This window comes from Caulobacter segnis (genome assembly GCF_003243465.1).
GTDB lineage: Bacteria > Pseudomonadota > Alphaproteobacteria > Caulobacterales > Caulobacteraceae > Caulobacter > Caulobacter segnis_A.
Genome location: NZ_QFQZ01000107.1, coordinates 1 through 11,827, shown reverse-complemented (window position 1 = coordinate 11,827; position 11,827 = coordinate 1). Strand labels below are relative to the sequence as shown.

9 protein-coding genes are annotated in these 11,827 nt (G+C 69.0%); 6 read left to right on the top strand and 3 right to left on the bottom strand.

All coding sequences use genetic code 11. From position 1 onward, the window contains the following. Positions 1-395 precede the first annotated feature (395 nt). The 3 genes from DI526_RS21540 (at position 396) to mobQ (ending at position 3,038) form a co-directional block, all read left to right on the top strand. On the top strand, positions 396-728 hold the full coding sequence (locus DI526_RS21540; RefSeq protein ID WP_304282464.1) for a hypothetical protein: 333 nt from the start codon (positions 396-398) through the stop codon (positions 726-728). Between the two features lie 201 nt (positions 729-929). Beyond that, positions 930-1,346, top strand: coding sequence for a hypothetical protein (locus DI526_RS21535; RefSeq protein ID WP_304282462.1), 417 nt, complete (start codon positions 930-932; stop codon positions 1,344-1,346). Between the two features lie 180 nt (positions 1,347-1,526). Then, entirely contained in the window at positions 1,527-3,038 is a 1,512-nt protein-coding gene (mobQ, locus tag DI526_RS21530) for a MobQ family relaxase (protein ID WP_304282460.1), read from the top strand. A 4-nt stretch (positions 3,039-3,042) separates the two neighbouring features. Here mobQ and DI526_RS21525 read toward each other — a convergent pair whose 3' ends face one another. Further along, a complete protein-coding gene (locus DI526_RS21525) occupies positions 3,043-5,754 on the bottom strand; it encodes an ATP-binding domain-containing protein (protein WP_304282458.1) in 2,712 nt (903 codons plus the stop codon). A 198-nt stretch (positions 5,755-5,952) separates the two neighbouring features. On the opposite strand from DI526_RS21525, the gene DI526_RS21520 reads away from it, so the two are divergent. Together DI526_RS21520 and trbB are read left to right on the top strand one after the other, a co-directional pair. Beyond that, the gene (locus tag DI526_RS21520) at positions 5,953-7,884 is read left to right on the top strand and encodes a type IV secretory system conjugative DNA transfer family protein (RefSeq protein ID WP_304282455.1); all 1,932 of its coding nucleotides are present in this window, start codon (positions 5,953-5,955) and stop codon (positions 7,882-7,884) included. Positions 7,885-7,886: 2 nt separating this feature from the next. Further along, positions 7,887-8,840 (top strand): P-type conjugative transfer ATPase TrbB, encoded by a 954-nt coding sequence (gene trbB, locus DI526_RS21515; protein WP_304282453.1) that lies wholly within the window; start codon positions 7,887-7,889, stop codon positions 8,838-8,840. Between the two features lie 24 nt (positions 8,841-8,864). On the opposite strand, the gene DI526_RS21510 is transcribed toward trbB, so the two are convergent. Then, a complete protein-coding gene (locus tag DI526_RS21510; protein ID WP_304282450.1) occupies positions 8,865-9,731 on the bottom strand; it encodes a serine hydrolase in 867 nt (288 codons plus the stop codon). Between the two features lie 388 nt (positions 9,732-10,119). Here DI526_RS21510 and nhaA point away from each other — a divergent pair, with 388 nt between their 5' ends. After that, a complete protein-coding gene (gene nhaA, locus DI526_RS21505) occupies positions 10,120-11,280 on the top strand; it encodes a Na+/H+ antiporter NhaA (RefSeq protein ID WP_304282447.1) in 1,161 nt (386 codons plus the stop codon). Between the two features lies 1 nt (position 11,281). Here the strand turns inward: nhaA and DI526_RS21500 are convergent. After that, on the bottom strand, positions 11,282-11,827 hold a 546-nt coding region (locus DI526_RS21500; protein ID WP_369692061.1), incomplete at its 5' end, for a DUF305 domain-containing protein.

Sequence of the window (11,827 nt, the reverse complement as noted above, 5' to 3'; positions counted from 1 at the left end):
CAGATGGGAATGGGCAGGCCCATCCTCGGGGCCGCGCTGTTCCTGTTCACCTCGATGATGGGGGCCTTTGCCATTCCTGCCATCCTCGGTGCGGAATCGCGGCTCTATGTGGTGACGACGGCCATCTACATCCTGTTCCAGGGGTTCCCTCCCAACTATCCGCTGGCGAGCGCCCTGGGGGGCGCTCGTCGCCGTCGCCTGACGACGGCGCGGCGTCGGCTACTGAGCCTGGGGGCGCCTCTTCCAAAGATATCCTGTCACCCAGCCCGTCAACCCGCTGGCGCGGGTTCCCCTCCGGGACCGCTGCGCGATCCCTCCGGTGACGGGCCGGGACCCGACAGGAGGGAGGGGACAAAGGCGCTCAAGGGGAGCGTCGGTCCAGCCGGAGTTGTCCCATGTCCACGACCGAATTCGATCACGTCGACCGTCAACTGATCCAGGCCCACATCGCCAGCGGTCAGCCTCGCTACAGCATCGTCTTGAAGCTGGCCGGTGGAGCGTTCATCCGCAGTTGGGCCAGCGAACGCGACGAAGCCATGACCCGTCACGTCATGGCGGTGGGCGAGGCCGGGATGATCTCGGTGGTGACCTTCGACCACTTGAGCCTCCAGACCCTGGCGGCTGACTTCCCGCCGGACGGCAAGACCGCCGAGCAGTTGAAGGTCGAGTGCGACGAGCTGATCGACCAGATGTTCGAGCGGTGGCTCGCCGCCGAGACCGTTCACTAGGGAAGGGGGCGTCAGCCCCCTTTTTTTCCCCCGGCGACGTCCCGGCGCCGGCTCGTCGCCGGGCGCCTCGCGCGACGCCTCCTGCGCCAGGCGCTCGGCCGCCAGGGCGTCGAAGTCGGGCAGGTCCGGAACGGGGCGCGCCTTCAGCGGGGCGATGGCCAGGCCCAGCGTCTCGGCGATCGCCAGCCGGTCGCGGGGGCGGTGGACGCGGGCGTCGACGATAGCCAGGAGCCGGGCCAGCAGCGGGTCGTCAGGATCCTGCGCCGCCTCGGCCAGCAGGGTGGTCCCCAGCACGATCTTGGCCCGGGTTTCGCGCTTGCGTTCGGTCTGGTCGAGGAGGGCTTCGAGGCGTTCGACCCGGGCGCGCCAGACGGCCAGGCGCTCCTCGTCGTTCTCGATCCTGGCCAGCGGCGTGACGTGCCCTCGGTTGCGAGGCAGGGAGCCGCGCAGGCCCGACAGCGCCTCGCGGGCCCGATGCTCGCGATCGGCCAGGGCGACCTCAAGGGCCTGCAGACGCCGCTGGCGTGCGGCCGGACTCTCGGGGCGGCGACGGGGGCGAGGCGCGGAAACGGCTGGGTCGGAGGGCATGGCGGCTGGCCGGTTGAGGGGAAGGGGTGATAGTCGGCGACTTGATTTCGGACGATGACGAGCGTACCCCTAACTCGTCGATGGTGACAAGGGCGCAGTTATGCATTGCAAGCAATGCCTGCGGCCGACGTCATCGGGATGACGTCGTCAGCCAAGGGGCCAGCCCCTTAGCGATCCCCGCGCAAAGCGCGAATTGGACGAGGAGATGCGGTGGCGCAGTTCCGGCTCGAGGTGCAGGCGATCAAGCGCGCGGACGGCCGATCGGCCGTCGCGGCGGCCGCCTATCGCGCCGCGACCAGCCTGCACGACCGGCGCCTGGAGATGACCTTCGACTATACCGCCAAGGGCGGGGTAGCCTTCTCAGGCGTGATGGCCCCGGACACCGCGCCGGCGTCGCTTACCGATCGCGAGACCTTGTGGAACGCGGCCGAAGCGGCCGACAAGCGCGCGGATTCGCGCACCGCCCGCGAGGTGCTGATCTCCCTGCCGCACGAGCTGTCCGACGATCAGCGCCATGCCCTGATCCGCGCCTTCGTCCGGGACAGCCTGGTGGCGCGGGGCATGATCGCCGACTACGCGATCCACGATCCCGACGCCCACGGCGACCAGCGCAATCACCACGCCCACATCCTGGTCACCACAAGGCGGGTGACCCCCGAAGGCTTTGGCCTGAAGGGTCGCGAATGGGACAATCCCGACGCCGTCAGGGCGCTTCGGCTGGAGTGGTGCGAAATCCAGAACCAGCATCTGCGCCAGCACCTGGGTGCGGACGCGCCCCAGGTGACGCACCACAGCCTGGCCGATCAGGGCGAGGCGCGCGAGCCGACCATCCACCTGGGCCCCTCGGCCTCGGGCATGGAGCGACGCGGCGAGGCCTCGGACCGGGGCGACATCAACCGCCGGGTCCGCGAGCGAAACCAGGCGCGCAAGGACGGGCCGGCCAAGCTCCGCGATCTGGAAGACCGGATGGCCGAGGGCCTCGAACGCGGACCCTATCCGATCGGCGCGGTGATCCGCGAATTCGAGGCCATTCACGCCACCATGATCGCCGAGCGCGACGGCTGGGCGCGCGACCTTGGCCGCCTGCAGCGGCCAGCCGCGCCCCGGGCCGGCGACATCGTGCGCGAGGTGCTGGCCGAGGCGGCCTCGGCGCGGGCGTTGGCAAAGGGGACGCTGATCGCCACCGAACGCCGGATCGCCCGCGGGCGGGCCAAGCGCGCCAGCCTGATGCGCTGGATGCGCAATCCGGCGCGGATGATCTGGGCGGCCCATGCCGAGCTCAACGCCCTGGCCCGCGCCAGGCAGGCCGCGCGCCTGGCTGAGATCCGCTACGCGGTGCGGCGCGACTGGCTGCGCGGTCCCGAGGGGCGGGCTTTCCTGGCCGCGCGCCTGGATCCGGAAAAGCAGGCCGCCGAGGCGGCGCGGCGTGAAGGACGGACCCTGGAGCGCAAGATCAAGCGGGCCGACACGCGTATCGAGGCGGTGGCGCGCACCCGAACCCGCCTGATGGTCGCCAGGGAACTGGGCGAGGACACCCTGGTCGCGCCCTCGCAGAGGGGGCTGGGCGTCGGCCAGGCCGTCCGCGAGGTCGACCGGCGCGTGGTCGAAGCGATCGCCCGTCACCCCGTCGCGGCCCAGCAGAAGGGCCTGGACAAGGTTCTGGGCCTGGCGCGGGGCGAGGGCCTACTGCCCGGCCGCGAGCCATCGGGGCCCGACCGCTAGGGCCTCATCGCCAGTCGTCGCCGAAATCGTCCTCAAGGGCCGACAGGGCGGGGGGCAGGTCGGGGCCGCTGCTGGTCAGGCCCAGATAAGTCGCCGCGCGGGTCGCGCCGACATAGAGATACTTGTCGAACAGCTCCGGATGAGCGCGAGCCAGATCGTCGACGCCGACGAAAAACACCGCCTCGAACTCCAGGCCCTTGATGTGCTGGACGTCGAAGACCCGCACGTCGCTGTCGCGACCGCGCACCAGCCCGCGCGGGCAGGCTTCGCAACGGATATTGGCGTCCTGCAGGGCCAGGTTCAGGGCGTCGGCCAAAGGCACGACGTCGGCCTCGTCGTTGACCAGCACCGCGACCGAGGGCAGGCCGCCGTCCAGGGTCTGGTCGATCTCGCCGATCCGGGCGGCTAGCCAGGCGACCAGGCTGTCGCCCGACAGGTCGCGACCGAGCACTGGCGCGAAGCCTTCGTTGGGCATGTCCTCGGGCAGGGTGGCGGCGTGGCTGTGGTCGGTGGCGAGTTTGGCGGCCAAGGCGGCCATCTGGCGGCTGTGACGGTAGCTGCGGACGATCGGGCGCAGGTCCAGATCCGGAATCACCCAGGTCAGGTCCGCCGGCGTGCGACTCCCCCAGGGGGTGATGCGCTGGTTGAAGTCGCCGCAAGCCACGAAGGCGCCCACCGCCGGATCGGAAAGCTGGGCCATGCAGCCCAGCTGCAGCGGCGAAAAGTCGGTGGCCTCGTCGACGACGATCTGAATCTTGAGAAGATCGCGGATGGTGGCCAGCACCGAGAACCGGGGCTCGTCGGCCAGGGCCGCGATACGAATATCTCCCAGCAGGGTGCGACCGGCCGACAGCATGGCCAGGATCAGCAAATCCACCTCAAGCGGCGAAAGGTCCGTCGGCGCGAATGGCATGGCGGCGTACCAGCGCGTCTCGGCGACGCGCTCGCGCCGGAAGCGGCGGTAGCGGGCGGGCATCCGCTCGACATAGCGGCGCAACGGATTGGCGAAACCGCGCAGAGCGGCCAGAACGAGGACCGATTGGCCGATTGTCTGACGCTGGGCCTCGTCCAGGCTCCTTTCGCCGAGCCACTCCAAAATCCGGCCGTTGCGGGTGCGTCTGCCGACCGAGCGCTTCTGAGCGCTGGCGCGGGCCTGGGCTCTGACCGCACGGGTATAGGCCTCGAAGGCCTCGGCGAGGCCCCCCTTCGGCGCGGGCGGCTCCTCGTCCTCGTCCTCGTCGGCGTCCGGGTCCTCCGCGCCGTCGGCGGCCTCGTCGAGGGTGGCCAGGAACGACAACAGGGCCGAAGGCAAGGACGGGTCGGCGCGCATGTGGTCCGAGAAGGCCCGGCGCAGGGTCTTCTCCAACTGGTCGCGGAGCAAGGTCACCAGCCGCGCGAAATCCTCGCGTAACGCGGCGATCGCGACGAAAGGCTCGGCGCTCAGACCCTCCTGGACGCTGGCCAGGATCAGTTGTACGCGCCGGCCCAACTGGGCGGTCTCAGGGTCCTCGGCTCCGGCCAGCAGGGCCGCGTGGCGCTCCAACTCGGCCCAGAATTCCTTGGCCTGGAAGCCTTGGAAATCGGCGTACCAGCCCGTCTGATCGGCGAGGGTGGCGGCGGTGAGGTTGGCCAGATCGTCGCGTTGGATGGCCCCGCGCCCGCTGCTGGTGCGCAGGATGCCCAGGCGCTGGCGGGCCAGTTCGCGCCGTTGCTCGGCCCAGGTGCGGATCCGAAGGTCGGAGGCGGCGATCTCCTCGCGGTTGAAGGCTTCCTTGACGTACTGCTTGAGAAGTTCCGTGGGGGTGAACATCAGCCAGCTGGACGACAGACCCGCCAGGCCGGCGACGCTGCGCGACACTGCCTGGCGCTCGGCGTCCAACAAATGCTCGGCGTCGAGCTTCAGGCCCAGACGCTTGATCAGGGTGGTGGTCTTGCCGGTGCCGGGCGGGCCCAGGATCGCCAGACGCGCGCCCAGGGGCTCTCGGAAGATCTCGTCCTGATAGCGGTCCAGCAGCGGCCGGTCGCGCAGGCCCATCTTGGTGATCACGTCGCGGACGCGGCCGTCCACGACGATGCGGGCGGCGGCGTCGGCGCGCAGTTGGGCGTCGAAGGCGTCGAGCACCTCGTCGTCGAGCGCGAAGGTCTTGAGGAACTCGCGCAGCGAGGTGATGGTGACCGGGCCCGCGTCCAGGCTCTTGAAGACGGTGCGCAGCGCATCCCACTGACCGGCGGTCAGGACGGGCCGAAGCTCGGCCCGCTCAATGACCTCCCAGGTCCGCACCTGGTCGCCCAGGCGCACGTCCGCGTCCTCGCCGACATCCAGCGCCGCCAGGCGGCCGATCGGGGAGCGATAGCTGGCGGCGGCCGCGCCGCCGAACTGCCTCAGTTGAGGCGACGCCCGGACAATGAAGATGGTCTCGCGCCGGCCGTCCCCGTCCATCGCCACGATGCGGGCGATGGCGGGTTCCTGGGTGAGCCGAACCAGATTGAGGCGCGCATCGTCGCTGATGCTGGCGAGGTTTCTTTGGGCCGCGCCGGACGTCATGGCGTTGTCGTGGATCAGAGCGCCGGACGGCGTGGATCCGCGCTGCTCCAACGCCCGGGCCGCGCCGGCGGACGTCGCCTCGAAGAAGGCCAGGGTCTGGTCGGCCACGGGCCTGAGCGCGGCGTGCAGGCGCTCGGTATCGGTCGGATCAGTCGGATCGCCTAGGGCCACGTTCGCGCCTTTCCCGTATTGTCCGGCCTTCCCCTGGGGCCGAGCCCGATAGGCTGGCCGAGGTTTTCCGAAGGGTCAACTGAAGCTTGAGTTTGGACGCCGTATCCCGCGATGGGAGCGCCGGCGTCCCCTAGAATTGACGGATTGAAATGGCGGCCGGCCCTTGCTCGACTGTCGCGCGGGGGCTTGGAGGCGGTGATGGCCAAGGGGCCCAAGGCGCTCGCGATCCTGGTCCTTGGCCTGGCGGGCATCGCGCTGGGGACGTGGTCGGCCGGGCAGTCGGCGGCCTTGCAGTTTGGCTATCCGGCGGCGTTCGGTCCCGGCTGGGGCGCGGTCGGGCCCGTGCAGCTCTACGCGCCGTGGGCGTTCCTTGGCTGGTACGGCCGCTGGGCCGGCGCCTATCCGCAGGCCTTCGACCAGGCCGCCCTGATCGGGCTTGCGGTGTTTCTCTGGCCCCTGCTGATGGTCATCGGCCTGACCCGGCGGTTCGTAGCGCGGCCCAGGCCCTTCGGCGAGGCCGCCTGGGGCGATCTGGCCGACGCCCGGCGCGCCGAATTGGTCGCGGGGGCAAGGCTGCAGGGCAGGGTGCTGGGCCGCCTGAAGGGGCGGCTCCTGAGCATCGTCATGCTGGTCCACTGCGTGATCGTGGGCGCCTCGCGCTCGGGAAAGGGAGCCGGCCATGTGGTGCCCTCAATGGTCACCTGGGGCGAAAGCCTGTTCACCTACGACCGCAAGGGCGAGCTCTGGCACATCACCGCCGACCATCGCCGCACCTTTTCGCACACCTTCTACTTCGCCCCGACCGACCCCAACACCGCGCGGTGGAACCCGCTGTTCGAGGTCCGCAAGGGGCCCATGGAGATCGCCGACATCCAGAACATCGTCGGCATCCTGGTCGATCCGATCGGCCTCAAGGGCGGCAATCTCGATTTCTTCGACCAGAGCGCGGCCAACTTCTTCACCGGCGTGATCCTGCACTGCCTCTACGCCGAGCCGGACGAGCACAAGACCCTGGCCCACGTCCGTCGGCTGCTGATCGACATCGAGGCGACGCTGGACGCCATGCTGGCCACCCAGCACCGCTGGCGTCCCGACCCGACCGCCGCGGACGGCTTGGCGCGCGACGAGGACGGCGAGCCGATCGCCGAAATCCATCCCGAGGTCTGGCTGGGCGCCACGGCGTTCCGCTCGATGGAGCCCAGGGTTCGTTCCAGCGTGCTGGCCACGGCGCAGAAGTCGCTGGCCCTCTGGGCCGACCCGCTGGTGTGCCACGCCACCAGCGCTTCGGACTTCTGCATCGGCGACCTGGTATGTTCGCCTTCGCCGGTCAGCCTCTATCTGATCACCCCTCAGGCCCACGCCGATCGCCTGGCCTTCATGGTGCGGGTGATGCTGCGCCAGAGCCTCAACAGCCTGATGGAGACGGTGGACGCCGACAGCCGGGGGCGACCCAAGCGCCACAAGCTGCTGATGATGCTCGACGAGTTTCCCAAGCTTGGCCCGCTGCCGTTCCTGGAGAACGCCCTGGGCGAAATGGCCGGCTATGGCATTGTCGCCCACCTGATCTGCCAGTCGTTCAACGACGTCTTCAAGTACTACGGCGTCCACACCTCGATCTTCGACAATTGCCACGTCACCGCCGCCTTCGCGACGTCCGAGCCGACCAGCATCGAGCGGGTGGTCAAGCGAGCGGGCCGGGCGCTGGAGATGCGCGAGAGCTTCAGCGACCCGCGCCTGGCCTTCGGCAAGGGCCACCGCAGCCGCAACCAGGCCGAGGTCGAGCGCTATGTCCTGGCAGAGCAGGACGTGCGCGGATTGGCGGCCGACAAGCAGTTCCTGTTCGTCAACAACGCAAAACCGTTCGTTACCGACAAGATCCGCTACTGGGAGGTGGCGGCGATCGCGGCGGCGACGCGCAACTTCTTCGCCGGCGAGCGGGCGCTGTTCGTTCAGACCCCCGAGACGCTCGACACCCCGGGCGCCCCGCCCAACGACTGGCTGGGTGTGCGCGCGGCGCGGCCGAGCGGGTCGCCGTTGCAGGCCGCTCCGGCCAAGCCCGCCAGGCCGCACAGCTGTCCCCCGCCGGCGATCCTCAGCGTCGCCGACCTGACGTTCGATTTCGAGGACTGATCATGACCGTCAACGCCCCCGAAACCCAGGCGCGCAAGGCCGAGGCCCTGTCGCACGCCTTGGGCCCGGTGATCGCCGAGGCCCTGGCCGCCCCCGACGTGGTCGAGGTGATCGTCAACGCCGACGGCGCGATCTGGATCGAACGGGTCGGCGCGGGACGGACCCACAGTGGTCAGACGCTCGCCCGGGCCGACGCCGAACGGGTGCTGCGCCTGGTGGCCGACCATGCCGGCGAGGTGGTCAATCACCACAACCCCCTGCCCAGCGCCACCCTGCCGGGCGGAGAGCGCTTCCAGGGTGTCTATGCGCCGGTGTCGGCGGGCCCCGGCTTCGTGATCCGCAAACGCCCAGAGACGATCTTCACCCTGGCGGACTATGTCGAGCAGGCGGTGATGAGCCGTCAGCAGGCCAGCGCCCTGGAGGCGGCGGCGACGGCGCGCGAGAACATCCTGATCGCCGGCGGCACCGGCACGGGCAAGACCACCTTGGCCAATGCGATCCTGGCGCTGCCCGCCTTCGCCGCGGACCGTATCATCCTGATCGAGGACACGGCCGAACTGCAGTGCGCCGCACCCGACCAACTGGCGCTGCTGACCCGCCGCACCGAGCCGCCGATCAGCATGGCGGACCTGGTGCGCACCGCGCTTCGTCTGCGGCCCGACCGCATCGTCATCGGCGAGGTTCGCGACGGCAGCGCGCTGGACCTGCTCAAGGCCTGGAATACCGGCCATCCCGGGGGCTTGGCGACGCTCCACGCCAACAGCGCCGCCGAGGCGCTCGACCGACTGGAAGACCTGATCGGAGAGGTGAGCCACACCATTCCCCGCCGTGCGATCGGCCAGGCGATCGGCCTGATCGTCTTCCTGCGGCGCACGCCGGGCGGCCGACGACTGGAAAGCCTGGTGCGGGTCGACGGCTGGACGACGGAGACCGGCTACCGGTTGACCCCGATCTGACCGACGCCATACGCCTGGCGTTGTTCAGGCGCGCGCGAACAGCAGGTCGATCATGGCCTGGACCTGTCTGCCCAGAACCGCGCGATCTAGCTGGGGCCGGCGGACGGCCAGGGTCTGCAGGCCGTCGAACACCAGCCCGATCATCTCAACACGGCAGGCGAAGTCCTCATCGCTCCATTCGGGGCGCCGAAGCCGGCTCATCAGTTGCGCCGAGAGCGCGGTCTCGCGGGCGTCGGTTTGACGGACGGTCTCGGCGACGGCCGGATTGCGGGCGGCTTCGGCCAGGAATTCCAGGCGAAGGGCGGTGTGGGCCTCATCGAGGCAGCGGTCGATCTCGGCCGGCAGGCTGGCGGCGATGGAGTCGAGCAACGGGCCCGGGGTCTGATCGATGCGGGAAAGGGCCTCGCGGGTCGAGGCCGCCTCGCGAAGATCGGGAAGTCCCGAGGCATTGGTGAAATGGGTCGCCTTCATGCCAAGGGCCTTGGCCTTTGCGTTCATGGCGCGCGCGAAGCCTGCCTCGGTTCCGCCCAGGGTCTCTCCCAGGGCCGTGGCGATGTCGTTGGCCGACTTGACCACCATGACGTCCATCGCCTGTCGAACCGTCAGGCGGTCGCCGACCGGTAGGCCCAGGCGAGACGGCGGACGCGCGGCGGCCCGAGGCGAGATGACGACGGGTCCATCAAGCTTGAGCTTACCGGCGTCGAGCGCGTCGAACGCCAGGAAGAGCGTCATCACCTTGGTCAGCGAGGCTGGATAGCGTCTGGCGTCGGCATGTCGCGCGTAGAGCGTCTCACCGGTCTCGGCGTCGATAACGATGGCTGCGAACCGTTCATGGCTCTCATCGGCCCAGACTCGCGGCGCGCAGATCGCCCCGATAAACGCGCTGAACAAGAAAGCCAGGAAACTCGACCGGAACTTGAAAAGGAACATAGGCAAACACCAATACCCGCGCGTCGGCGGGTCATGATGGGAATGAGCGTGAACCGTCAGGGTCGGGGCCTGGGGTTAACGCGTTCTGAAGATTGGGGCAAAAACATCGTGTAACGATCTTTTGGCGCGATGAGGCGTCTTTTTGTTGAAGCCTTCGTGAGCTTGGCTAGATTGGCGCGCAGAGATCGGGTCGCTTTGAGCGACCGGGCTGGCGCCCTTGAGCGAACCCAGTCAGGCGTCCGTCGATAACCTGACGCCACGTCGCAAACCCAGATCGGGCGCGCGGTGTGGCGAGCGCGCCCTTGTTGTGCGCCAGCGACAACCGGCGCGTTCAGGCCGGAGATCTCGCATGCTGCGCAAGCTCGCCAGGACGACCAAGACCGCCTTCAAGGACTTCATCAGCCACGAGGCGTCGGGCGGCTACGTGCTCATGGCCGCCGCGGCCCTAGCCCTGGTCGTGGCCAACTCGCCGCTGGCCGAGAGCTACTTTCACGTCCTGCATGCACCGATCGGACCGATGGGCGTGCAGCATTGGATCAACGATGGGCTGATGGCCCTATTCTTCCTGCTGGTGGGGCTGGAGATCAAGCGTGAGGTGCTGGACGGCCAGCTGTCGCGCCTCGCCGACGTCCTCCTGCCTGGCGCGGCGGCCCTGGGCGGGGTGGCGCTGCCGGCCCTGATCTATCTGGCCTTAAATCGCACCCACGTCGAGAGCATCGCTGGCTGGGCCATTCCCTCGGCCACCGACATCGCTTTCGCCCTGGGGGTTCTGGCGCTCGTGGGGTCGCGTGTGCCGACCTCGTTGAAGGTGTTCCTGACCGCCATCGCCATCATGGACGACCTGGCGGCCATCGTGATCATCGCGCTCTTCTATACCGCGCAGCTGCATCTGCTCTATCTGGCCGGTGCGGGCCTGGTGTTGCTGGTCCTGATCGCGCTGAACCGCCTCAAGGTCATGGCGCTATGGGCCTATCTGCTGTTGGGCGCGGTGCTGTGGTTCCTGGTGCTAAAGTCGGGCATCCACGCCACACTGGCCGGCGTCGCCCTGGCCCTGACCATCCCCCTGCGCGGCGGTGATCATTCGCCGCTCCACCGATTGGAACATGCCCTCCACAAGCCGGTGGCCTTCATGGTGACCCCGATCTTCGGTTTCGCCAATGCCGGGTTGTCGTTCGCCGGCGTCGGCCTGGCGGCTCTGCTGGATCCCGTGCCGCTGGGCGTGGCCCTAGGCCTCTTCGTCGGCAAGCAGCTGGGGGTGTTCGGCGTGGCCTTCAGCCTGATCAAGTTGGGTTGGGCGCGGTTGCCGCGTGGCGCTAGCTTCGGCCAGCTCTATGGCGTGGCGGTGCTGTGTGGTGTGGGCTTCACCATGAGCCTGTTCATCGGGGCCTTGGCCTTCAAGGATCCGCACCTGATCGTCGAGACCAAGATCGGCGTGTTGGCCGGCTCTCTGGCCTCGGCCCTGGTCGGCATGGCGATCCTCAGGGCGGCGAAGCCCGGCGCGGAGGCCTAGCTCATCGGGGGATGGCCAAGGTGTCGATGCCGGTCGAGGCGTCGGTCTGAGGCGGCGGCGGCGCGGCGTGGCGCGCGCGATAGGACGCCAGGACCGGGGCGTCCTTCGACGGTGGAGCCGCCTTCAGCCGCGCGACCGCCTGCTTCATCTGCTCGATCTCGCGCAGCTGGGCGTCGAGGATGCCGTCGGCCAGCGCCCGGGTCTGCGGATCGCGGAGCCTGGCGCGCTCGCTGGTCATGATGGCGATCGAATGGTGGGGGATCATGGCCTCCAGATAGGCCACGTCTCCGACCGTGGCCTGGCTGCGGACCATGGCCAGCGCGCCGACCGCAATTGCGAGGCTGCCGCAGAGGATCGCCGCGTTGAGCCGCTTGTTCCGGTACATGCCCCACATGAAGCCGATCATCAGCGCGGCCATGACCCCGCTCATCATCAGCGCCATCCAGGCCCGGGTCTGGCTGAAGCGCAGGTGATCGGGCTCATAGGTGTTCAGGTACATCAGTCCGAACATCACCAGGGTCGAGGCGGTGATCATCAGGGCGAAGCG

Coding starts and splice junctions, on each gene's coding strand:
- DI526_RS21540 (WP_304282464.1), top strand. CDS start 396: ATGTCCACGACCGAATTCGATCACGTCGACCGTCAACTGATCCAGGCC.
- trbB (WP_304282453.1), top strand. CDS start 7,887: ATGACCGTCAACGCCCCCGAAACCCAGGCGCGCAAGGCCGAGGCCCTG.
- nhaA (WP_304282447.1), top strand. CDS start 10,120: ATGCTGCGCAAGCTCGCCAGGACGACCAAGACCGCCTTCAAGGACTTC.
- DI526_RS21520 (WP_304282455.1), top strand. CDS start 5,953: ATGGCCAAGGGGCCCAAGGCGCTCGCGATCCTGGTCCTTGGCCTGGCG.